This is a genomic window from Delftia sp. PX-1, from assembly GCF_055797465.1.
Genome location: NZ_CP184763.1, coordinates 3695436 through 3717419, shown reverse-complemented (window position 1 = coordinate 3717419; position 21984 = coordinate 3695436). Strand labels below are relative to the sequence as shown.

General features: G+C 62.2%; 21 protein-coding genes and 2 pseudogenes. 12 read left to right on the top strand and 11 right to left on the bottom strand.

The features are described 5' to 3' along the window. Nucleotides 1-2: 2 nt before the first annotated feature. The 5 genes from ACN20X_RS17075 to ACN20X_RS17055 all read right to left on the bottom strand — a co-directional run bounded on the left by ACN20X_RS17075 (nt 3) and on the right by ACN20X_RS17055 (nt 3420). Entirely contained in the window at nt 3-563 is a 561-nt protein-coding gene (locus ACN20X_RS17075) for a gamma carbonic anhydrase family protein (protein ID WP_016445965.1), read from the bottom strand. Then, nucleotides 560-709 (bottom strand): type B 50S ribosomal protein L36, encoded by a 150-nt coding sequence (ykgO, locus tag ACN20X_RS17070; protein ID WP_013802515.1) that lies wholly within the window; start codon nt 707-709, stop codon nt 560-562. The genes ACN20X_RS17075 and ykgO overlap by 4 nt, the downstream gene beginning before the upstream one ends. A gap of 44 nt (nt 710-753) precedes the next feature. After that, a complete protein-coding gene (folE2, locus tag ACN20X_RS17065) occupies nt 754-1644 on the bottom strand; it encodes a GTP cyclohydrolase FolE2 (protein WP_016445964.1) in 891 nt (296 codons plus the stop codon). A 45-nt stretch (nt 1645-1689) separates the two neighbouring features. After that, nucleotides 1690-2910 (bottom strand): zinc metallochaperone GTPase ZigA, encoded by a 1221-nt coding sequence (gene zigA, locus ACN20X_RS17060; RefSeq protein WP_016454631.1) that lies wholly within the window; start codon nt 2908-2910, stop codon nt 1690-1692. 66 nt (nt 2911-2976) lie between these two features. After that, a complete protein-coding gene (locus tag ACN20X_RS17055) occupies nt 2977-3420 on the bottom strand; it encodes a Fur family transcriptional regulator (protein WP_016454630.1) in 444 nt (147 codons plus the stop codon). Nucleotides 3421-3735: 315 nt separating this feature from the next. Between ACN20X_RS17055 and ACN20X_RS17050 the strand changes: the two genes are divergently transcribed. Next, a complete protein-coding gene (locus ACN20X_RS17050) occupies nt 3736-3945 on the top strand; it encodes a hypothetical protein (RefSeq protein WP_016445961.1) in 210 nt (69 codons plus the stop codon). A 111-nt stretch (nt 3946-4056) separates the two neighbouring features. Further along, nucleotides 4057-4404: an RNA recognition motif domain-containing protein gene (locus ACN20X_RS17045; RefSeq protein WP_016445960.1), complete on the top strand. Its 348-nt coding sequence runs from the start codon at nt 4057-4059 to the stop codon at nt 4402-4404. A gap of 155 nt (nt 4405-4559) precedes the next feature. Here ACN20X_RS17045 and ACN20X_RS17040 read toward each other — a convergent pair whose 3' ends face one another. Further along, entirely contained in the window at nt 4560-6794 is a 2235-nt protein-coding gene (locus ACN20X_RS17040; RefSeq protein WP_016454629.1) for an NADP-dependent isocitrate dehydrogenase, read from the bottom strand. Between the two features lie 110 nt (nt 6795-6904). Here ACN20X_RS17040 and ACN20X_RS17035 point away from each other — a divergent pair, with 110 nt between their 5' ends. The 7 genes from ACN20X_RS17035 (at nt 6905) to ACN20X_RS17005 (ending at nt 14781) form a co-directional block, all read left to right on the top strand. Continuing rightward, on the top strand, nt 6905-7417 hold the full coding sequence (locus tag ACN20X_RS17035) for a hypothetical protein (RefSeq protein ID WP_155524842.1): 513 nt from the start codon (nt 6905-6907) through the stop codon (nt 7415-7417). Between the two features lie 21 nt (nt 7418-7438). Further along, nucleotides 7439-8848, top strand: coding sequence for a GntP family permease (locus tag ACN20X_RS17030; RefSeq protein ID WP_016454628.1), 1410 nt, complete (start codon nt 7439-7441; stop codon nt 8846-8848). 307 nt (nt 8849-9155) lie between these two features. Continuing rightward, nucleotides 9156-10193, top strand: coding sequence for an aliphatic amidase (locus tag ACN20X_RS17025; RefSeq protein ID WP_012205469.1), 1038 nt, complete (start codon nt 9156-9158; stop codon nt 10191-10193). Nucleotides 10194-10265: 72 nt separating this feature from the next. Then, the gene (locus ACN20X_RS17020) at nt 10266-11123 is read left to right on the top strand and encodes an AAA family ATPase (protein ID WP_473209640.1); all 858 of its coding nucleotides are present in this window, start codon (nt 10266-10268) and stop codon (nt 11121-11123) included. Nucleotides 11124-11135: 12 nt separating this feature from the next. Next, nucleotides 11136-12860 (top strand): nitric oxide reductase activation protein NorD, encoded by a 1725-nt coding sequence (locus tag ACN20X_RS17015; protein ID WP_016454626.1) that lies wholly within the window; start codon nt 11136-11138, stop codon nt 12858-12860. 80 nt (nt 12861-12940) lie between these two features. Further along, complete coding sequence (locus ACN20X_RS17010) at nt 12941-14089, top strand: transporter substrate-binding domain-containing protein (RefSeq protein WP_016454625.1); 1149 nt, start codon at nt 12941-12943, stop codon at nt 14087-14089. 2 nt (nt 14090-14091) lie between these two features. Continuing rightward, the gene (locus ACN20X_RS17005; RefSeq protein WP_016454624.1) at nt 14092-14781 is read left to right on the top strand and encodes an ANTAR domain-containing response regulator; all 690 of its coding nucleotides are present in this window, start codon (nt 14092-14094) and stop codon (nt 14779-14781) included. A gap of 212 nt (nt 14782-14993) precedes the next feature. Here the strand turns inward: ACN20X_RS17005 and ACN20X_RS17000 are convergent, their stop codons facing one another. Both ACN20X_RS17000 and ACN20X_RS16995 read right to left on the bottom strand, forming a co-directional pair. Then, nucleotides 14994-16133, bottom strand: coding sequence for an SH2 domain-containing protein (locus tag ACN20X_RS17000; RefSeq protein WP_473209639.1), 1140 nt, complete (start codon nt 16131-16133; stop codon nt 14994-14996). 199 nt (nt 16134-16332) lie between these two features. Beyond that, nucleotides 16333-16677: a hypothetical protein gene (locus tag ACN20X_RS16995; RefSeq protein ID WP_016454622.1), complete on the bottom strand. Its 345-nt coding sequence runs from the start codon at nt 16675-16677 to the stop codon at nt 16333-16335. 188 nt (nt 16678-16865) lie between these two features. Here ACN20X_RS16995 and ACN20X_RS16990 point away from each other — a divergent pair. Together ACN20X_RS16990 and ACN20X_RS16985 are read left to right on the top strand one after the other, a co-directional pair. Next, nucleotides 16866-17276: pseudogene (locus tag ACN20X_RS16990) on the top strand (hypothetical protein); the annotation flags it as partial. 57 nt (nt 17277-17333) lie between these two features. Continuing rightward, complete coding sequence (locus tag ACN20X_RS16985; RefSeq protein WP_227469529.1) at nt 17334-18800, top strand: IPTL-CTERM sorting domain-containing protein; 1467 nt, start codon at nt 17334-17336, stop codon at nt 18798-18800. A 60-nt stretch (nt 18801-18860) separates the two neighbouring features. On the opposite strand, the gene ACN20X_RS16980 is transcribed toward ACN20X_RS16985, so the two are convergent. Continuing rightward, the gene (locus ACN20X_RS16980) at nt 18861-19139 is read right to left on the bottom strand and encodes a hypothetical protein (protein ID WP_016453481.1); all 279 of its coding nucleotides are present in this window, start codon (nt 19137-19139) and stop codon (nt 18861-18863) included. 130 nt (nt 19140-19269) lie between these two features. Here ACN20X_RS16980 and ACN20X_RS16975 point away from each other — a divergent pair, with 130 nt between their 5' ends. After that, a complete protein-coding gene (locus ACN20X_RS16975) occupies nt 19270-19797 on the top strand; it encodes a hypothetical protein (protein WP_473209638.1) in 528 nt (175 codons plus the stop codon). A 42-nt stretch (nt 19798-19839) separates the two neighbouring features. On the opposite strand, the pseudogene ACN20X_RS16970 reads toward ACN20X_RS16975, so the two are convergent. Together ACN20X_RS16970 and ACN20X_RS16965 are read right to left on the bottom strand one after the other, a co-directional pair. Next, nucleotides 19840-21090: pseudogene (locus ACN20X_RS16970) on the bottom strand (response regulator). A 262-nt stretch (nt 21091-21352) separates the two neighbouring features. Beyond that, nucleotides 21353-21730, bottom strand: a complete 378-nt coding sequence (locus ACN20X_RS16965) for a hypothetical protein (RefSeq protein WP_155524721.1) — start codon at nt 21728-21730, stop codon at nt 21353-21355. Between the last annotated feature and the right edge of the window lie 254 nt (nt 21731-21984).

The following is a 21984-nucleotide window of genomic DNA, read 5'->3' as shown; positions in this document are numbered from 1 at the left end:
GGTCAGAACTCATTGTGGATGGCCTTGTAGCCGCGCACCAGTTCGTTGTTGGTGCGGACCACGTCCTCGGAGAAATCGCTGGCGTCGGCGGGCACCTGGGCCAGCGTGGACAGGTCGGTCTCCGGGCCTATGCGCGCGGTGGACGGCACATAAAAGCCTGGCGGCAGGTGGCATCCATCGACCACGGCGTTGTAGCGCACCACGCAGCCGTCATCGACCACGCAGTTGAACAGCACGCTGTTGAAGCCGATGAACACGCCATTGCCCACGGTGCAGGGTCCGTGGACGATGGCGCGATGGGCGATCGAGGTGTGCTGCCCCACGCTGACGCGCGCGCCCGACTTGGAGTGGATCACCACCCCGTCCTGGATGTTGGAGTGGGCACCGATCACGATGGGGTCGATGTGGCCGTCCGCATCCATCTCGTCGGCACGGATCACCGCATAGGGGCCGATGAAGACGTTCTCCTCCACGATCACCAGTCCGCACAGGATGGCCGTGGGGTCCACGAAGGCGCTGGCATGGATGCGCGGCAGGTCGCCGCGCGGGTTCTTGCGGATCATCCCTTGCGCCTGTTCTTTGCGCCGCCCTGGCGGGCCTTGAAGCGCGGGTTGCTCTTGCAGATGACGTAGATGCGGCCGCGGCGGCGCACCACCTGGCAGTCTCGATGGCGCAGCTTGGCTTCCTTGAGGGACGAGAGCACTTGCATGGAAAACTCCTTGGGTTGTAGACAAACGGGGGCCGGCTCGCCGGTCATGCCCAGGACACGGCATCGTGCGGATGCAGGCTCTCCATGTGGCGCACATGCACGCGCGGCTGGGCGTAGCTGCCTTCCAGCGCGGCCTGTATGCGGCGCGCCGCATCCTCGACAAACATCAGGTTGCGGCCGTTGAGCGCGGCAAAGGCCTGCTCGTCGGCGCGCTTGACGGCGGTCTGCACGGGCGTGCCCAGCGCCTGCTCCACGCGGGCGATCAGGGGCAGGATGCCCAGGTCGGGCGCATCACAGGCCAGGTCCACGCTGACCTGGGCCTCGCTGCGCTGGCTGTGTGCCGTGGCCAGCGTGCCGTGCCGGCGCAGCCAGGAAGCCACCTGGTCCGGCTCCACCAGCGGCTCGCCCGCAAAGGCCTGCAAAAATCCCTGCTCCAGCAACTGGCGCGACAGTGCCGCCGAGCAGGGGCAGGTCGAGGAATAGCCCACGCCCACCTGCAGCCGCAGCTGGAACACGCCCTGCGCCAGCGTGGCGTCCAGGCGCACGGGATAGGACTTCCAGCCCGACAGATCGTGGGTGACCAGGGCGGGCCGCTGGGTCAGCAGGTCCAGCGACAGGCGCAGCCGGGCGCTGCGGCTTTGGCAGTCCAGGTGGCTGTCGATCATGGCCTGCAGCGCATGGCGCAGCGCCAGGGCAGACAGCGCGGATTCCTCGGCCAGGCTGTCCAGTTGCCGGTACAGCCGGGACATGTGTATGCCCTTGACATGGGCCGCAGGAAGATCGACCTGCACATCGGCGCGCGCATGCAGCTCGCGCCAGTAGCCGGGCTCGGCCACGGTCACGGGCAGGTCTATGCCCTGCATGCCCACCCATTGCAGCGGGCTGAGGCTGGGCGCGGGATCGGTCAGGGAAACATCGGGAAGAGGTGCAAGCATTCGGGGCTCCAGGGGCCACGCCCGCGAGGGCGGCGCGGTATTCGTTCAATTCCAGTCGGGAAACGGGTTGTCCCATTGCACCCAGGCCTGCGGGCCCAGGGCCATTTCTGCATCGGTCAGCAGGCACTCGTCCAGGCGGGCGCGCAGCGCGTCCTCGTCCATGCCCATGCCGATCAGCACCAGTTCCTGGCGCGCGTCGCCCACGCCATCGACCCATTTGTCCAGGATGCGCTGCACGCTTTCGGGGTCGCGCGGCCAGCGCTCGGCCTCCACGGCGGCCCACCAGTGGCCGGCAGGCCCATGGCGGGCCACGGCGCCGGCCTGCGACCAGGAGCCGGCCAGCGCCGGATGGCTGGCCAGCCAGAAAAATCCCTTGGAGCGCACCACTCCGGGCCATTCGCTTTGCACCAGGCCGAAGAAGCGCCGGGGATGAAAGGGGCGGCGGGCGCGGTAGACAAAGCTGGCAACGCCATAGGCCTCGGTCTCGGGCTGGTGCGTGCCACGCAACTGCTGCAGCCAGCCCGGCGCCCTGGAAGCCTCCTCGAAATCGAACAGCCCCGTATCGAGCACGCGATCCAGCGGCAGCTGGCCGAAGGACGCGATCTCCAGCATGGCACGCGGGTTGAGCCCGCGCAGGATGGCCATGAGCCGGCTGCAGTCCTCGTCGGTGACCAGGTCGATCTTGTTGAGCACGATCACATCGCAGAACTCCACCTGCTCGATCAGCAGATCGACCACGGTGCGGCGGTCCTCCTCGCCCAGCGATTCGCCGCGCGAGCGCAGGCTGTCACGCGAGCCATAGTCGTGCAGGAAGTTGAAGGCATCGACCACGGTCACCATGGTGTCCAGCCGCGCCACATCGCCCAGGCTGCGTCCGTCCTCGCCCGCGAAGGTGAAGGTCTCGGCCACCGGCAGCGGCTCGGAGATGCCCGTGGACTCGATGACCAGCTGGTCGAAGCGGCCCTCGCCCGCCAGCCGCGCCACCTCCACCAGCAGGTCCTCGCGCAGCGTGCAGCAGATGCAGCCGTTGCTCATCTCCACCAGTTTTTCGTCGGTGCGCGACAGGTCGGCCCCGCCATCACGCACCAGGGCAGCGTCGATGTTGACCTCGGACATGTCGTTGACGATGACGGCCACGCGCCGACCTTCGCGGTTGTGCAGGATGTGGTTGAGCAAGGTGGTCTTGCCCGCGCCCAGAAAGCCCGACAGTACGGTCACCGGCAATCGGGCATGCGGCGGCTGAACCGGCGCTACGGTATGCATCATGGAATCTCTCAAGCAGGGAAAGGGAGCACGCTGCTGGCACTGCAGCCGCGTGCGGCAGGCAGGGCCTCAGGCGTGCACCGCAGTGCAGGCAGAGCACTTGCCATGCAGTTCGATGTTCGAATGGGCCAGCGCGAACGCATGGCCGTGCGCCCAGCTGCCCAGGCAGCGGTTGAGCGCGTCGTCGACAAACTCGTCCACCTGCCCGCAGCTGTCGCAGATCGCAAAGGCCGAGAAGTCATGGCTGCCCTCATCCGGGTGCGAGCAGCACACATAGGCGTTCAACGACTCCAGGCGGTGGACCACGCCCTGCTCGGCCAGCTTGTCCAGCGCGCGGTAGACCTGCGTGGGGGCGCTCAGCCCGTGGTCACGCAGCTGGTCGAGCAGTGCATAGGCCGTGCGCGGTGCACCGGCCTGGCGCAGGGCGTCGAGCACCCGTTGCTGGTTGGCGGTCAAAGGGGTGGGCATGGTGATTTCCTGTTCCAGAAAACGGTTGGCGATGTTGCGCCACATCAGAATTGTGACGTTATAACATAACAAAACAACAGCTGTCAGGCAGGTTTTTACAATTAAAAAGAATATTAAGTTGCGTTTAAATATTCAACAGGATATAGTCAGCACCGTTGTCGAGACCCGTACCCAGTACCTGAGTCGGCAACCACATCTCCCGAGCAACGGCTTGCCAGCCGCTTCCTGCAGGATGTGTTTCGCGACCTTTGTCGCCCAGTTGGTCTGTAGAGCTGCAGCCAACCGAGTTCCTAGATGCTCACGCAGGCCTTTTCAAGGCTGCGAACCTGACTGAACCACATTTCAAACACCGGCATTCCCATGGGCAAGTACGTCGTCTCGCCCTCGACACACCCGACCGACTGCGGCCGCTTCCGCGCCTCCTTCTCGGTCCATCGCTCCCAGGGCAACGGCAGCTACTGCCGCGTATTCCGTTTCGACAAGGCATTCGCCTCCAGCGAAGCGGCACGGCTGTTTGCCGTCACCCAAGGCTGGCTTCAGACCTGCATGCAGCACCCGCCTGCGTGCTGATGGCCCGCTTGCTGCGAACCCCTATCCATTTCCTGCGGCGGATTGCACAGTCCTCCGCCTGCATTCCAACGGTGCGCCCGTTTGCGCACATCTAAGCAAAGAGGTTTTCCTATGACCACCAAAATCTACGTGGGCAATCTGCCCTACTCCGTGACCGACTCCAGCCTGGAAAGCAACTTCGCCGAATTCGGCAGCGTGGCTTCCGCCAAGGTCATGATGGACCGCGAAACCGGCCGCTCCAAGGGCTTCGGTTTTGTGGAGATGGCTTCTGCCGAAGTCGCCCAGGCCGCCATCACCGGCCTGCACGGCATGTCCGTGGACGGACGCTCGATTGTCGTGAACCTGGCGCGTCCTCGCGAAGAAGGCCGCAGCTCGGGTGGCTACAGCCCGCAAGGCTATGCAGGCAAGCGTGCCGACGTCGGCTATGGCAATGGCGGCCACGGCGGCGGTCGCTACTGATAGCGTCCAATTCCAAGAAAACCGGCTCTTTGGGCCGGTTTTTTTTCGCCTGCGGTTTTCCGCCGATGTCGGCATGAAAAAACCGGCCGCCCTTGCGGGCCGGCCGGTCATGCTTCAAGCCTGCCGGGGTCTGGCCCCGGCAAAGGCGAAGTGGCTTACCGCAGCGCGTCGATGGCGGCGTTGAAGGTGGCGCTGGGGCGCATCACGGCGTCCATTTTGGCCACGTCGGGCTGGTAGTAGCCACCGATGTCCACGGCCTTGCCCTGCACGGCGCGCAGCTCTTCGATGATCTTGGACTCGTTGTCCGCCAGCTGCTTGGCCAGGGGAGCGAACTTGGCGGCCAGCTCGGCGTTCTCGGTCTGGGCAGCCAGGGCCTGCGCCCAGTACAGGGCGATGTAGAACTGGCTGCCGCGGTTGTCCAGCTCGCCGGTGCGGCGCGAAGGCGACTTGTCCTCGTCCAGCAGCCTGCCGGTGGCTTCGTCCAGGGTCTTGGCCAGCAGCTTTGCGCTGTCGTTGCCGTTCTTGATGCCCAGGTCTTCCAGCGACACGGCCAGTGCCAGGAACTCGCCCAGCGAATCCCAGCGCAGGTGGTTTTCTTCCACCAGCTGCTGCACGTGCTTGGGAGCGGAGCCGCCGGCACCGGTTTCGTACATGCCGCCACCGGCCATCAGCGGCACGATGGACAGCATCTTGGCGGAGGTGCCCAGTTCCATGATGGGGAACAGGTCGGTCAGGTAGTCGCGCAGGATGTTGCCGGTCACCGAGATGGTGTCCAGGCCGCGGGCCACGCGCTCCAGCGTGTAGCGCATGGCGCGGACCTGCGACAGGATGTGGATTTCCAGGCCCGTGGTGTCGTAGTCCTTGAGGTAGGTGTTGACCTTCTTGATCAGCTCGGCCTCGTGCGGACGGTAGGGGTCCAGCCAGAACACGGCAGGCATGCCGGAGTTGCGGGCACGCGTGACGGCCAGCTTGACCCAGTCGCGGATGGGCGCATCCTTGACCTGGCACATGCGCCAGATGTCGCCCTGCTCCACGTTCTGGCTCATCAGCACTTCACCGGTGGCCAGGTCGACGATGTTGGCAACGCCGTCTTCCTCGATCTCGAAGGTCTTGTCGTGCGAGCCGTACTCTTCGGCCTTTTGCGCCATCAGGCCCACGTTGGGCACGGTGCCCATGGTCTTGGGGTCGAAGTTGCCGTGCCACTTGCAGAAGTTGATCATCTCCTGGTAGATGCGGGCAAAGGTGGACTCGGGCATCACGGCCTTGCAGTCGTAGGGCTTGCCGTCGGCGCCCCACATCTTGCCGCCCTGGCGGATCATGGCGGGCATGGAGGCATCGACGATCACGTCGTTGGGCGAGTGGAAGTTGGTGATGCCCTTGGCGGAGTCCACCATGGCCAGCGCGGGACGGTGTTCCTGGCAGGCGTGCAGGTCACGGATGATCTCTTCGCGCAGCGAGGCGGGCAGCGTCTCGATCTTCTCGTACAGCGTGGACATGCCGTTGTTGACGTTGACGCCCAGCTCGTCGAACAGCTTGCCGTGCTTCTCGAAGGCTTCCTTGTAGTAGATCTTCACGCAGTGGCCGAACACGATGGGGTGCGAGACCTTCATCATCGTGGCCTTGACGTGCAGCGAGAACAGGATGCCGGCGTCGCGGCAGTCGTCCAGTTCCTTTTCGTAGAAGTCGCACAGCGCCTTCTTGCTCATGAACATGGAGTCGATGATCTCGCCGGCCTGCAGCGCGACCTTGGGCTTGAGCACCACGGTCTTGCCGCTCTTGGTGGTCAGCTCCATCTTGACGTCGCGGGCCTTGTCCAGGGTCATGGACTTTTCGCCGTGGTAGAAGTCGCCGTGCTCCATGTGCGAGACATGGGTTTGCGACCACTGCTTCCACTCGCCCATGGAGTGCGGGTGCTTCTTGGCGTAGTTCTTGACGGCGGCGGGAGCGCGGCGGTCGGAGTTGCCTTCACGCAGCACGGGGTTCACGGCCGAGCCCAGGCACTTGCCGTAGCGCGCCTTGATGTCCTTTTCCTGGTCGTTGGACGGGTTCTCGGGGTAGTCGGGCAGTGCGTAGCCCTTGCCCTGCAGCTCCTTGATGGCAGCCGTCAGCTGGGCCACGGAGGCGCTGATGTTGGGCAGCTTGATGATGTTGACATCGGGCTCCAGCGTCTTCTTGCCGAGCTCGGACAGGGTGTGGGCCACGCGCTGGTCTTCGGCCAGGAATTCGGAGAACTCACCCAGGATGCGGTGGGCCACGGAGATGTCGGCGGTCTCGACATTCACGCCGGCGGGTGCTGCAAAGGCGCGCACCACAGGCAGGAAGGCACTGGTGGCCAGGCGCGGGGCCTCATCGGTCAGGGTGTAGATGATGGTGGGTTGCTGCGTGCTCATCTCTTGTCTCAGGTAGTGAAAAAGGTAGGGGTCGCGCCGCAGGCCGTCGAACCGGGCATCCGCTAGGGGAAACGGGCCGGTGCAGCCTGACGCTGTAGGACCGTCACGCAATGCCCCGTCGCGCCAGCATGCTGCCCCGGCGTTTTCTGCAATGCGATCCCACAATACAAAATTCTAAGCGGAACCTGCCGGATTTTTTAAGTCTTGTAGAAGACTTAGGGTTTTACAGCGGCATTCAGGCCCTGTTTTCACAGGGAAACGGCTTGGAGCCCCTGCGTTTTCTGCCATGCAAAAAATGCTGTGGCGTGACGGACACGCAAGCATGGCAGAGCACCGGGCCACACCCAGAGCCGATACATCCACAACGATTCATCGTGCGCGAAGCGGCGGGCAAACACCCCCGGCGAAAACCCCGTGATCAGGCGCTGATCAAGCGCTGTTCACGGCAAACACAGGCCGGGTCGGAAACGCCCCCGGCCAGCACCGGCGGCTGGGTCAGCAATCGCACGCCAATGCCCGGAAACACGGGTAAACGTGGCGACATATTGCGCCAAGTCATCTACAAAGCACGCCAATTACGCCAAATTGTCATCCATCCGCCTTTATTCTGTCTTTTTGACTAGAACTACTGGACTGGAGACGATTTGAGTACCCTGGCAATCGTGATTTCACTGGCGGGACTGATGTTCCTGGCCTACCGAGGCATCTCCGTGCTGCTGCTGGCCCCCCTGATGGCCGCCGTGGCCGTGCTGCTGTCCGGCGACCTGGGCCATATGCTGCCGCTGTACACCAGCACCTTCATGGGCGCACTGGGCAACTACATGCTGCAGTTCTTCCCCGTGTTCCTGCTGGGCGCGCTGTTCGGCCAGTTGATGGCCGACTCGGGCGCGGCCACCGCGATATCGCACTGGATCATGCGCGTGCTGGGCGAGAAGCACGCCATCCTCACCGTGGTGCTGGCCTGCGCCGTGCTCACCTATGGCGGCGTGTCGCTGTTCGTGGTGGCCTTTGCCATCTATCCGATTGCCAAGTCGCTGTTCCGCGCGGCCCATGTGCCCAAGCGGCTGATACCGCCCACCATCGCGCTGGGCTCGTTCACCTTCACCATGACGGCGCTGCCGGGCACGCCGTCCATCCAGAACGCCATTCCCATTCCCTACTACGGCACGAACGTGTTCGCGGCGCCGGGCCTGGGCATCATCGGCGGCATGACCATGCTGGCCCTGGGCCTGTGGTGGCTGCAGTCGCGCGCGGCCAAGGCGCGCGTGGCGGGCGAAGGCTACGGCGACCATGACGATGCCGTCGAGCAGGGCCTGCATGACGAAAGCGACCCCGCCCTGCACAGCCGCCGGGACCTGCCGCTGCTGCTGGCCCTGCTGCCGCTGGTGCTGGTGATCGCGGTCAACGCGCTGCTGACCTACGGCGTGTTCCCGCAAATGGATTTCGGCTTCCTCAAGGACCGTTTTCCTGCCGTGAACCCGGCCAAGCAGACGGGCCTGTGGGCGCTGATCCTGTCCCTGGCCGTGGCCTGCGCCGCACTGGTGCTGCTGGGCCTGGGCCGCTGGCGCAATCTCAAGGAGTCGGTGAACAAGGGCGTGCTGGGCTCCATGCTGCCCATCTTCAACACCGCCTCGGAAGTGGGCTACGGCGCCGTCATCGCGAGCCTGGCCGGCTTTGCCATCATCCGCGAGGCCGTGCTCAACGTGGCGCCCCACAACCCGCTGATCTCCGAGGCCGTGGCCATGAACGTGCTGGCGGGCATCACGGGGTCGTCGTCCGGCGGCCTGTCGATTGCGCTGTCCACGCTGGGCAAGGACTACCTGGCCATGGCCGCCCAGCTGGGCATCAGCCCCGAGCTGCTGCACCGCGTGGCCGTGATGGCGGCCGGCTGCTTCGACACCCTGCCGCACAGCGGCGCCATCATCACGCTGCTGTCCATCTGCGGCCTCACGCACCGCCAGTCGTACGGCAACATCGCCATCATGACCATTGGCGCGCCCCTGCTGGCCCTGGTGCTGGTGATCACGCTCGGTACCATGTTCGGGTCTTTCTGAGGGACCAGGGCGCAGAGCGCGCGCGGGAAATACCACGGCATCGCGCCCACCACAACCGGCATATGACGTATATGCGCGGGGCGGGTGCATGGCAACAATGCATGCACGGCGATAAGGCATCGCCCCGGTTCATTCCCGCATCACCGACAAGACGACATCCGCTGCCAAAGCTGCCAGCGCCGATGTCGGGCAACAAGGCCCGAACCGCTCCCTGACCTGGAGCGGTTCGGGCCTTTTTTTGTTGGCCGGGAATCGAAGGGGCAGCGATGCCGCACGCCGCCCCCTCAACCCCTTCAGGAGCAGCAGCATGAGACACGGAGATATTTCCAGCAGCAACGATTGCGTCGGCGTGGCAGTGGTCAACTACAAGATGCCGCGCCTGCACACCAAGGCCGAGGTGCTGGACAACTGCCGCAAGATCGCGGACATGCTGGTGGGCATGAAGCGCGGCCTGCCGGGCATGGACCTGGTGATCTTTCCCGAGTACTCCACGCACGGCATCATGTACGACGCCAAGGAGATGTACGACACGGCCAGCGCCATCCCGGGCGAAGAGACCGAAATCTTTGCCGACGCCTGCCGCAGGGCCAATGTCTGGGGCGTGTTCTCGCTGACCGGCGAGCGCCATGAGGAGCACCCCAACAAGGCGCCCTACAACACCCTGATCCTCATGAACAACCAGGGCGAGATCGTGCAGAAGTACCGCAAGATCATGCCCTGGGTGCCCATCGAGGGCTGGTACCCGGGCGACTGCACCTATGTGAGCGAGGGCCCCAAGGGCCTGAAGATCAGCCTCATCATCTGCGACGACGGCAACTACCCCGAGATCTGGCGCGACTGCGCCATGCGCGGCGCCGAGCTCGTCGTGCGCTGCCAGGGCTACATGTACCCGGCCAAGGAGCAGCAGATCATGGTCTCCAAGGCCATGGCCTTCATGAACAACTGCTACGTGGCCGTGGCCAATGCGGCGGGCTTCGACGGCGTGTACTCGTACTTCGGGCACTCGGCCATCATCGGCTTCGACGGCCGCACCCTGGGCGAGACCGGCGAGGAGGAAATGGGCATCCAGTACGCCGAACTGTCCAAGCACCTGATCCGCGATGCGCGCAAAAACGGCCAGTCGCAGAACCATCTGTTCAAGCTGGTGCACCGGGGCTACACCGGCACCATCAACTCCGGCGACGGGGACAAGGGCGTGGCCGCCTGCCCCTACAACTTCTACAGCCAGTGGGTCAACGATCCCGAGGGCACACGCGAGATGGTGGAGTCCTTCACACGCACCACCGTAGGCACGCCCGAATGCCCCATCGAAGGCATTCCGCACGAGGCGCCCAAACACCGCTGACAGCGTCCTGCCTCCGAGCCTGCAGGCCTGGGGGCAGGCCCGCATATGAACACGGAAAGGTGAAGAGTGAAGATGAGCACGACAACAACCACAGGCCCGCTGCACGCTCCTGCCAACCAGGCCGCCGACCCGCTGGCGGCCTACCGCATCGAGGAAGAGCCCTTCTACCGCCCCTCGGGCCGCGAGGTGCAGCTGTACCGCCAGGCCTACCAGCACCGCATGCCGCTCATCCTCAAGGGCCCCACGGGCTGCGGCAAGACGCGCTTTGTGGAGTACATGGCCTGGGCGCTCAAGCGCCCCCTGGTCACGCTGGCCTGCAACGAGGACATGACGGCCTCCGACCTGGTGGGCCGCTACCTGCTGGATGCCGACGGCACGGCCTGGCACGACGGCCCGCTGACCCTGGCCGTGCGCCACGGCGGCATCTGCTACCTGGACGAGGTGGTGGAGGCCCGCCAGGACACCACTGTCGTCATTCACCCGCTGACCGATGCGCGCCGTGTCCTGCCGCTGGACAAGAAGGGCGAGGTGGTGCATGCCCATCCCGACTTCCAGCTGGTGGTCTCCTACAACCCCGGCTACCAGAGCAGCGCCAAGGACATGAAGCCATCGACCCGCCAGCGCTTCGCGGCCCTGGACTTCGACTACCCGGCGCCCGAGATCGAGGCGGACATCGTGGCCCACGAGACCGGCATTGCCCCGGCCACCGCTCGCAGCCTGGTCAGCCTGGCACGCAGCACGCGCGAACTGCGCCACCGGGGCCTGGACGAAGGCGCCTCCACCCGCATGCTGATCTACGCAGGCCTGCTGATGCGCGACGGCATGCCGGTGCATGACAGCTGCGACATGACCATCACCAGCGCCCTGACCGACGACCCCGACACCGCCGCCGCGCTGCGCCAGCTGGTCGAAGCCGAGTTCGGCGCCTGAGGGCCGCGCGCCATGGCCATCGTCTCCGCTGTCTTGCCCGAAGAGTCCCGTCTGCTGCACACGCTGGGCCTGCTGGCCAGCGGCCTCGCGCGCCAGCCTGTCGCCGTGCAGGCGCTGGCCAGGGCGCCGGCGCCGGGCCAGGCCCACGCCCTGCCGCCGCGCGCCGTGCTGATCAGCCAGCCTGCCCGGCTGCTGATTCCCGCCAACTTGCCCATTCAGGCAAACCTGCACGCAGCAACGATGGCCCATGCCGCAGCCCATCTGCGCTTTTCACCCGCCCGCCAAGACAGCAGCGCCCTCAAGCCCATGGGCCAGGCCGTGGTGGGCGCACTGGAAGATGCGCGCGTGGAGCGGCTGCTGTGCCTGCAGCACCCCGGCGTGCGCCACTGGTTCGAGGCCTGCATCGCGCCCGAGCCCGACCCATCCGACCTGGGCTTTGCCGCCTTCATGGCCCGACTGGACCGCATGCTGCTGTGGCCAGGCCGTATGGACGGCAACCACTGGATCCACAAGGCCCGTGACCTGTTCGAGGACACCGCCACGCGCCATGGCCTGGAGGACTACGCCGCATTCCGGGCCATTGCCTCCATCCTGGCCAACGACCTGGGCCAGATGCGCGTGCGCATGGACCCGCAGCACCATGCCGTGCCCAGCATCTACCGTGATGACAACAGCTATCTCTGGCAGCATCCGGAGTCGCCCCAGGGCGAGGAAGACACACTCGCGCTGCAGCAGTCCGCTGCGCGTGCGGCCCCTCCTCCATCGGCCGGCGCAGGACAGCAGTCCGATGCACAGGAAGGCCAGTCGCTGGACCTGGACCCAGGCCTGGAACTGTCCCGCCACAGCTACCCCGAATGGGATCGCAGGCTGGAGCGCCTGAAGACGGACTGGTGCACCGTCATCGACACCCTGCCCGCATGGCAGGCCGAGGCTCTGGCCGGCAAAGGCTCCCAGGCCGGCAGACAGACACTGCCGCCCCTGCCGCTGCCGCCCGCACGCCAGCTGGACCGGCGCCAGCGCCTGCGCCGCCAGTGGGAAGGCGACGACCTGGACTTCAACGCCGCCATCGAGGTCCAGGTGGACCGCCGCCTGAACCTGCGCCCGGAACCACGCCTTTTCATGCGGGCCGGCAAAGGCCCGCGCCCCACCAGCGTGCTGGTGCTGATGGACGCTTCCGAATCGGTCAACACGCCCGGCCTCCACGGCGCCAGCCTGCTGGAGCTGGAGAAACAGGCTGCCCTCATGCTGGCCGAGTCGCGCGCAGGCCGCAGGACCGGCGTGGACCGCCTGGCCATCCACGCCTTCTCGTCCAACACGCGCGCCGAAGTCCGCTACCTGCGCCTGCTGGACTTCGGCCAACCCTTTGCCGCAGCAGCGGCCACCCGGTTGCAGGCACTGCAGGGGCGCCATTCCACACGCCTGGGCGCCGCCCTGCGCCACGCCAGCAGCCTGCTGGCGGCCGAGCCTGCCGGCCAGCGCCATCTGCTGGTGATCACCGATGGAGCACCCGCCGACATCGACGTGCATGACGACCGCTACCTGATCGAAGACGCGCGCTGCGCCGTGCAGCAGGCCCGCGCCGCAGGCATACGCATCAGTTGCCTGGCCGTGGACAGCCAGGCCGACGGCTATGTGCGCCACATCTTTGGCGGGCGCAACTACGGCATTGCCGACGACGCGCGGCATCTGCCAAGGCGGCTGTCCCAGATGGGCGCAAGGCTCGCAGCCGGCCGCTGACCACGGCAAGCGCCACGGAAATCTCGATTAACCTGAAGCCTGCAAAGAACGCACGCCAGCACCTGGCATACAAGGAACCCATGAACGACCCCGTCAGAGTCGGCATTCTTTACTCGGCCACCGGCACCACATCGACCATCGGCCAGTCCCAGCTGCAGGGCGCGCAGCTGGCCATCGACGAAATCAACGAGTCGGGCGGCCTGCTGGGGCGTGAACTGGTCGCCGTGCGCTACGACCCGGCCTCCACGCCGGCCCGCTATGCGGCGCTGGCCGAGCAGCTCATCGTGCGCGACGGCATCAACGTCATCTTCGGCTGCTACATGTCCAGCAGCCGCAAGGCCGTCATCCCCATCGTCGAGAAGTGGAACCGGCTGCTGTTCTATCCGACGCTCTACGAAGGCTTCGAGTTCTCGGGCAATGTCATCTACACCGGCGCCGCGCCCAACCAGAACAGCGTGCAGCTGGCCGACTACATGACCAGCAGCTTCGGCGCGCGGGTCTACCTCATCGGCTCGGACTACATCTATCCCTACGAGTCCAACCGCATCATGGGCGAGCTGGTCATGCAGCACCCGGGCAGCGACAAGCTGGGCGAACACTACCTGCCGCTGGACGCCACCGAGCGCGACTACGCGGCCATCATGCAAGACATCCGCGCAAGGCAGCCGGACTTCATCTTCTCCACCGTGGTCGGCGACTCCACGGCCAGCCTCTACCGCGCCTATGCAGAGGCAGGCTTCAATCCGCAGACCATGCCGATTGCCAGCCTCACCACCTCCGAGGCCGAGATCGCCCAGATGGGTGCCGACGTGGCGGCCGGCCACTTCACGGCCGCGCCCTACTTCCAGTCCATCGATTCACCGGCCAATGCGCGCTGCCTGGCCCGGCTGCGCCAGCGCCTGGGCGACGACTGCCGGCCCAACCTGTGCTGGGAAGCCGCCTACTTTCAGATGCACCTGTTCGCCAACGCCTTCCGCCAGGCCGGCAGCGACCGCATCGGCGAGCTGCTGCCCCATCTGCTGGGCAGCGAGTTCGACGCGCCCCAGGGCCGCATCCGGCTCGATCCCGGCAACCACCACACCTGGCTGTACCCGCGCGTGGGCCGCGCCAATGCCCAAGGCGGCTTCACCATCGTGCGCCAGGCCACCCGGGCCGTCTCGCCCGACCCCTATTTGGTGACCCATTCACTGGGCGACTGGACTGCCAGCCTCGGTGCCCTGGAGAACTGAGCGTGGATGCCGCACCGAACAAGGAAACCGGCAGCGCTGCCACAGGCCGGCCGCTGCTGGAAAGAAAGCCGCTGCTGCGCGCCACCTCGCCCCAGCTCAAGGAACTGCGCCAGCTGCGCATTGCCGTCGTCCACCCCGACGACGCGGACGGCCGACTGCTGGCCCAGCAGCTGCAGCGCATAGGCTGCCAGGTCCAGGCCATCTGGCCGCCCCAGCCCAGCCTGCCCGAAGGCACGGACGTGGTCCTCCTGGCCGTGCGCCCCGATCACCTGCAGTTGAACTACACCTGGACCCAGGGCGAGGGAGAGAGCCCGCCCACCGCCATCGCCGTGGTCAACTACGAGAACCCCACCATCGTCTCCGCCGTGCTGGAGCTGCAGGTGCAGGCCATCCTGCCCTCGCCCATCCGCTCCTTCGGCCTGCTGTCCACCCTGGTGCTGGCGCGCAGAAACCACAAGGAATCACGCCAGCAGCAGCAGCGCATCGCCAAGCTCCAGGCCAAGCTGCTGGGCCAGCGCCGCGTGGCCGAAGCCAAGGCCATCCTCATGCAAACCCACCAGATCAACGAAGACCAGGCCTACGACATGATCCGCGCCCAGGCCATGAGCCGGCGCAGCTCGGTGGAGGAGATTGCCCAGGCCATCGTCCATGCGAGCGAAATACTGTCGCTGGGCAAGCGCGTGGGCGGGTAAATCACGCAGGACTCCTGCCGCCAGCAGCCATGGCTTGACCCCGGGGAACCAGGGCCCTCTTTCTTTTGAACGCATGCAACGTGTCAAGAAAAGTGCCCCCGACGCCGAGGCTGTCGGGCTCGGCACGACGTGCTGATGCCCGCTAACTGAGGCTTTACATGGTCGGTTGATAGCAGAGTGCTTTCGCCTACAAGAGAAGCCTCTCAGCAACCTTACTTTGTCGCGGCCAGTTGGCTGATTCTCTGCATTGCGTTGTAGATTTCGCCAGCCATATACGAAGAAATCACTTGACTGCTCACGCCAGGAACGAGGGCAGCGCTTCCCTTCTCAGCGGAAGCGCTCCAATGCAGATTAAACAAAAGCTCCTTCATATCGGCAGACTCCATTACATCAGACATCAGCCCGTGAAATTCCGTAATGATCTCCATACGTTTCTCGCCATCCTTCGCCAGCTTGCAAAGCTGCTGAAACCAAGATGCTCGACGCAGGTATTCTAGGAATTCAAGTACTTCAGGTTGATATACACCCTCCTGCCCATCAACCAAAAACTCTTTCCCAGGCGCAAAAGTATCACGATAACGGAGAAGCTCCTGTAGCTCATCAGCATTGATATCAAAATCCAGCGCTGCCAACTTCTTGCGCGGCACTTTTAGCCAGCGCAGCTTCATTTCATGTACATCGCTCGTAATGCGCTGCGGAACCTGGCTCACACCTTTCTCATACATCTGGATATCCTGAACAAGGAGAGGGCGTTTCCCTATCAGGGAGGTTTTTGCCTCCTCACAAGCCCGGATGATCCAGTAAGATTGATCCTTGTCTTTGGCACTGAAGCTCGTGGAACTCCGGGCAATGAACTGAATATTTTCTGCCATTTCCCAAGCCACCACTGCCCAATAGCGGTGATCTGTCAGCTTCTCTCGGGAAGGCGATTCGTCATGAATATACTCATTCCATGGGCCGCTGGGCACAGTTCCGATGGCGGCAACCACTGCGGTCTTTTCATGGGTTCCCAACCATCCATAGCCATGAGCCTTGCCCCCTTCGAAAACACATAGAGCGTAGTCTTTACTGCTCTCCTCTGACTCAAATCGGACGAAGCTTCCATCTCGCACAAAAGAAGCCAGAGCCTCGAACTGTTCGGATACCTGTTTGGTTATTTTATCAACATCAATCTCATCAATTATCAGCAGAGTTTTTTGATATTTTCCATGCCAGCCAATAGCTGCCATTGCGGCATCCAACGGCATATCCTCGGCAATCCATCCCTTGTCCTGCAGAAGCTTGGAAATCTCCTTGCCTTGCTTCTTGGCAATCTTGATGTTGATTTCAGTCTGACGAAAAGCGATACCCATTGCCAATTTCCTCTGAATATTTATCGCAAGCCTTGACACAGCTTCAGGCGCACGCATGAAACGCCCTCCCAGGCGCATGCGTTCAAGTTACGAACGCAGCTTCCCGCAGACGGAATATAGCCTCAGAGCACCCTCCGGAAGTTGACGCTTTGTCCAGTCATCACCACCTGCGGATCTATTCTCAAGCGAAGCCTGCCATTCAGAAACGATCATTCCTCGGGCACCGAAGAGTTCGAATAATGGCTCTCAGTCCTGCCGTATTTCTTGGCAGTCGCAGTGAGCGCACAAGGGCCGTGGGCCGCTCGGACGCCCTGCGTTCCGCGCAGACCTCGCTGCGTACCGCCTCCTTGCGTACCGACTGCTCGGCCTTGTCCTGGATGCGCTCCGACAGCACCCAGCTCCAGTCATCACGCTCAGCGCCTTGCGGATCGCCCCCCTGGCTGATGTTCTGCTCTGCTGCGATCTGCCTCAGGCCCTTGATGCCGGCCCTGTAGTCCAGCTTGATGCGTTCCCACTGCGGAAACTGCCTGTATTCCGTGCTCATCCCTCGAAGCTGGCAGGCTTGGGACGACCACCGCAGGGCCAGGCCGCCTAGCCGGAGTAACTACCAAGTTTCAGTGATAGACACAATATACACAAATTCATACAATTTGCAGCGCGTTTGGTCATCAAACAAAAGTTCAGCAAACAGAGCTAGAGAGATTGCGCCGATCTCCAAAGTAAGGGAACAACATGTCTTCTGGGGTTTTCCGCACATGGGTGCTAGGCGGCATCTTTGCTCTTGTCACCTACACCGGCTCTGCAAGCGCACAGCTGACCTTGTCCGTGTCCCACACCGATGCCTCTTGTAACGGGGCAAACAACGGCACGGCCACTGCCCAAATCACCCAGAACGGTGTTGCGCCCTTCAGCTACTCATGGAGCCCCTCTGGAGGCACAAACGCTACCGCAACAGGGCTCACAGCAGGCACCTATACAGTTACGGTTACTGACAATAACGGCCTGCAAGGAACAGCTTCTACGACCGTTGGACAGCCTGAAACATTGTCAGGCACACAGTCGCATATCAATCCCGTTGGAGGCAACAACGGTAGCGCAACAGTTGTCGCGACAGGGGGGACTCCTGGCTACGCTTACTCATGGACCCCCTCCGGTGGCGCAGCGGCAACCGCGACAGGACTGGCTCCCGGTCAATATTCGGTGACCATCACAGACTCCAAAGCCTGCGAAACCACGCTGAGCTACACGCTTGTAGCTCCTGCCGCCTCAGTGCAATCAGTAAGCGTCCCCCCCGACGGAACCTATAGTGCTGGACAGAACCTGCAGTTCACTGTGACCTACAGCGCTCCCGTGACCGTCACAGCTGGCGGCACGCCCTCAATTCCTTTGACGATTGGTTCAACTCTGCGGCAAGCGAACTTCGTCGGTGGCAGCAACAGCTCCGCCCTGACCTTCATATATACCGTGCAGCCAGGTGATGTTGACGCAAATGGAGTGTCGTTAGGAACCGCTATCGATCTCAACGGGAGCACGATGACGAGCGGAGGCACCAACGTTGTGCTGAATTTGGCGAACGTAGGCGCCACGACCGGCGTACTGGTGAATGGACAGCAAAACCAGAACATCACGTTCCCAAACCCCGGCGACCAAACTTTCGGCACAACGCCAACACTGACCGCGACGGCCAGCTCCAGCCTGCCGGTGGCCTTCAGCGCAAACACAACTGCGGTATGCACGGTCACCACGGGCGGCACGCTGACTTTTGTGAACACAGGCTCTTGCACCGTTGATGCGAACCAAAGTGGTAACGCAAGCTACCTGCCTGCATCACAGGTGTCTCAAACCTTCATGGTGAATGCAGCGGCACCCGGAGCCCCCACCATCGGCAACATCGCTGCAGACGACGGGCAGGCTACGGTAACCTTCACTGCACCTGCTTCCAATGGCGGCGCGCCCATCACAGGCTATACCGTGATCGCGACCCCCGTGGCCGTGCCCGGTGCGCCTGGTGTGATCACTCAGCAAGGAACGACATCCCCCATTGTCGTGGCTGGCCTGAGCAATGGCTTCACCTATAACTTCACGGTCGCAGCCTCCAACGGGACAACCGGTGCAGCCTCTGCAAGCACACAAGCCACGCCACGCAAACTGCAACTGGTGAGCGCGCCCGGCAGCGTGCCTGGCATGACCGGCATACCGTCTGCCACGATGTCCGGCGGCGGCACCACTTGCACGCTGCAACCTGGCGGCGGCTTCGGACCTGTGACCTCCACCCCACCGAACCTGCAAGCGCCCAGCGGACAGTTCGCTTTCAGCGCCGAAAACTGCACCGGATCTGTGACGATGACTCTCACCTATCCCAGCGCTCTCCCCGAAGGCGTGCAGTTCCGCAAGCCCGATGGTGTCGGCGGCTGGTTTGACCCTGCGACCGCGCTGAACGTGATCGTGGACAGCGCGCGCACCACGGTGACCTACACCATCACGGACAACGGCCCTGGTGACACCAACCCTGCCGTGGGCGTGATCGCCGATCCGCTCGTGCCCGTGCTGGCAGCAGCCCCAGCAGGCGGCGCAGCAGCCGTTCCCACGCTCAGCGAATGGGGCGCCATCCTGATGTCTGCCCTGCTGGCAATATTCGGCCTGCGCCGCATGCGCCGCCAGCGCTGATGCAGGCCTGACCTGAAAAAGCAAGGCCCGCAACTGCGGGCCTTTCCTTTGTCCGGGCGTCTACAGGCGGCGCGCGGCGATCAGCAGGCGCTCGGCCAGGATGGGCTTTGCAGCCAATCGTCCTGCCGTTCCCAATACACCGTCGCGGCCCGTGGCTGCGCGCGCTATCAGTGCCGTGCCCAGCGCACCACTCACAAGGCGGCCCATGCCACTTTCCGCGCGCCGGGCATGGCGCAGCGCCAAGAGGCCGGCACCGAGCACAAGCCAATGCTCTCCCGTGAATCCCTTGCGAGAGTCATCCCACTTGCGCAGGTCCTGGATCTTTTCTGAAATCGCCATTCATTGCTCCTGTTGCTTCAGAGCTGTCATGGTGTGCCAGCAACAGGCTGCAGGCTGTCGGTCCCTGGGCAAGATTCCGGTGGCGAGAGTCCTACGGACGCGCAGCGAGGACCGGCTCCAGCAATCCCGCTTGATGCGCTCCCACTGCGGCGCCTGCATGTGTTCCTTGCTCATCCTGCCGAAGGTGGCAGCCTTGGTAGGCACGACGTCGAGATTTACGCCAAGTGACCATCCGTGTTTCCACGTATATCCAGATATTACTCTTGCCAAGCGTGATTTTGATAATAAATTATCAAAATCAATTACTTTGTCAAATTTTGCATCAATTGAAATATCGAGCGGCTTTCATAATAGCATTTCATGCTCAAGAATTGGCATGGTGGCGCCAATAATAAATCACAGCACAGCGAGGCATAAAATGATCGAAGGCGGATGGTGGAAAGCCTATACAAAAAATGGCCGGTATATAGGAATAATCGAAGGAGATGAATTCATAGTCGGAAAAACGAGGATTTTATACAGAATAAGCAAAAACAAGCTGTATTCAACAGAAGTACCGCCTTCACTTATAGCTGACATATCAGAAAAACAAGCAATTACAACCAATGGAGAAATTCTACTCAAATTCTCAAAAACAACCAGAGAGCGAAGGCTATAAAAAACTGGACCAAGTCCAGACCAAAATAATTACTCAATCCAATCAAACAGCCGTCGCTACAGCACGAATTGGAAACTTTCGACCAAGATCAACACGCAATTGCATTCTGCGTATCAACTCTGGCGTCAAAACTCGACCTGCTGTAAGCAAGACCAAGCCTTCCCTCGATACGAAGTCTTGAGCCAAAATCATCCCTGGCCTCAGTTCCGAACAGGGGACATTAATTGGAGCCGGGTCGGGAGCAGGGGCCGCCTGAATCACAATTTGCAAGAAAGCATCCACAACCTCTGGATCAAATTGTGCTCCTCTACTATGCGAAATGAGCGTTCTTGCCTCTGCGCAAGTTAGCGGCTTACTGCTCAAATGCCCCACCATCAGGTCATCGTAAAAATCAGCAACCGCAATTATGCGAGCACCTATTGGAATATCCTTCCCCTTTAGGCCATCAGGTTAACCTGCTCCATCGAATCGCTCATGGTGAGACCTGACGAGAGTAGCGACAAGATGCGCATCATCTATCGACAGAAGCAGCTGCTCCCCCAAACTGCTATGGTTTCTATACTTATCCAGTTCCTCATGACTTAAACTTGGGACGGGCTTGCTTAACATCCCATCGGGAAGAGTAATATGAGCGATATCATGAATGAGCGCAGCGACAAAAGCATTCTGCTGCTCTGCTTCACTTAGCTGCATAATACTTGCGGTTCGGCGGGTTAGATCCGCAACGCGTCTTGAATGTCCGGCAAGTATCCCCCCTCGCCACTCAAGCAGATTTGAAAACATTCGGATCGATGCGACGAAGCTTTTTTTAAGTTTCCTATGTGCCTCCAACAATTCGTCGTCATGCTCATGGGCAGTCAGCTCAACAGTTGCATTTAGTTCTGCCAACTCCTTCGTCAGCGCTCTATTTTTTTGCTCTAGCCGAATATTCTCATAGCGTGTAATTTTTTGATCATTCAGTTGCTCAATGACAGCCAAAAATTGCTCACTATTCCAAGGTTTGACTATGTGACGGTGCAAGCCCAGCAACCGACCAAGGCCTTTCGTAATTGCCATGGGACTGCATTCCGAAAGAAAAATCACGAACAGATCAGGGGACTGCCCAACGAGATTTTCCAGCCACTGCCCACCATCCTTGTCAATTACACGCGTATTGCATATCAACAAGTCAATTCGTCCACCAGCAAACTCAGTCAACGCTTCCGGCGCACTTGCCGCCATTCGCGTATCATATCCAGCCTGACCGAGCAACAGGCCCAACCCTGAAAAATCTTCCACCTCGCAATCAACCATCAATGCTTGCAACCGCGATTGCGGCGCGAATGATTCTTGCCTCTCTCTAACATTCATTTGGCGTGCCTCCATTTGTCTTATTCGATGCATGGCCTCGCCAATATGCCATCGAAAGGCAATGTGCAGATAGAAATTCTTTACCAACACCAAATGAATGAAGATCAAATTTATCCGCTTCTCGCCACTCACTTACATCTAGCTACCATTACCCCAGTTTCGCGCAATGGATGAAATTTGCTCCAGGCAGAGCTCTCACTTGGATTCAAGGCAGTCTTGTCGGCCACGCTTGAAGCCCGGCCGCGTAGGCGGGCACCTGCGTGCGCAGCACGCTTGAGCCTGGCGCGGTCCAGCACCTGCAGCGGCGCATCAATGCCGCGCGCGGCCGAAGCATGCAGGAAGACCTGGCGCAGCCACACCATGTCATTGAGCACGGCGGCGGGCCGGCCTCGTCTTCCGTGCGCTGCTTCTTGGTGTAGCCCATCAGATCCTGCACCGTGAGCTTGGCGGCCTGGAGGTCGGCCCGACCAGAGGCCTGCAGTCGCGCGATGCCGGCCTTTTTGCAACGGCCCCACTCAGTCACGTTTTTGACCGCACTGACATAATCCCGCAGTGGCTCCCCCACTGAAATTTTCTTGTGCACGGCCTGGCGCCTGGCCAAAAGCGTGCTCCTGGTCCATCTCGTGCTCGCGCCTGCGCAGCCACCCATTGGCCAGCACTTTCCGACGGTAGGCCTGGCTTTCGCGGTGGACAAACGTGCCGTTCTCCATCAGCCGGATCTGTGCGGTGCAGGCAAGCGGGCAAGCCATCCGTGCGCTTGCGTGAAGTGATGGCCCCATCTGTTTTGCGACAGGTGAAGGATGTGGCAAAGCCAGCGAGAAAATCAGCAAAAACGGG

Coding starts and splice junctions, on each gene's coding strand:
- ACN20X_RS17040 (WP_016454629.1), bottom strand. CDS start 6,794: ATGAGCACGCAGCAACCCACCATCATCTACACCCTGACCGATGAGGCC.
- ACN20X_RS17045 (WP_016445960.1), top strand. CDS start 4,057: ATGACCACCAAAATCTACGTGGGCAATCTGCCCTACTCCGTGACCGAC.
- ACN20X_RS17000 (WP_473209639.1), bottom strand. CDS start 16,133: ATGGGTATCGCTTTTCGTCAGACTGAAATCAACATCAAGATTGCCAAG.
- ACN20X_RS17015 (WP_016454626.1), top strand. CDS start 11,136: ATGGCCATCGTCTCCGCTGTCTTGCCCGAAGAGTCCCGTCTGCTGCAC.
- ACN20X_RS17010 (WP_016454625.1), top strand. CDS start 12,941: ATGAACGACCCCGTCAGAGTCGGCATTCTTTACTCGGCCACCGGCACC.
- ACN20X_RS17035 (WP_155524842.1), top strand. CDS start 6,905: ATGCCCCGTCGCGCCAGCATGCTGCCCCGGCGTTTTCTGCAATGCGAT.
- ACN20X_RS17025 (WP_012205469.1), top strand. CDS start 9,156: ATGAGACACGGAGATATTTCCAGCAGCAACGATTGCGTCGGCGTGGCA.
- ACN20X_RS17055 (WP_016454630.1), bottom strand. CDS start 3,420: ATGTGGCGCAACATCGCCAACCGTTTTCTGGAACAGGAAATCACCATG.
- ACN20X_RS16995 (WP_016454622.1), bottom strand. CDS start 16,677: ATGAGCACGGAATACAGGCAGTTTCCGCAGTGGGAACGCATCAAGCTG.
- folE2 (WP_016445964.1), bottom strand. CDS start 1,644: ATGCTTGCACCTCTTCCCGATGTTTCCCTGACCGATCCCGCGCCCAGC.
- ACN20X_RS17050 (WP_016445961.1), top strand. CDS start 3,736: ATGGGCAAGTACGTCGTCTCGCCCTCGACACACCCGACCGACTGCGGC.
- ACN20X_RS17075 (WP_016445965.1), bottom strand. CDS start 563: ATGATCCGCAAGAACCCGCGCGGCGACCTGCCGCGCATCCATGCCAGC.
- ykgO (WP_013802515.1), bottom strand. CDS start 709: ATGCAAGTGCTCTCGTCCCTCAAGGAAGCCAAGCTGCGCCATCGAGAC.
- ACN20X_RS16980 (WP_016453481.1), bottom strand. CDS start 19,139: ATGGCGATTTCAGAAAAGATCCAGGACCTGCGCAAGTGGGATGACTCT.
- zigA (WP_016454631.1), bottom strand. CDS start 2,910: ATGATGCATACCGTAGCGCCGGTTCAGCCGCCGCATGCCCGATTGCCG.
- ACN20X_RS17020 (WP_473209640.1), top strand. CDS start 10,266: ATGAGCACGACAACAACCACAGGCCCGCTGCACGCTCCTGCCAACCAG.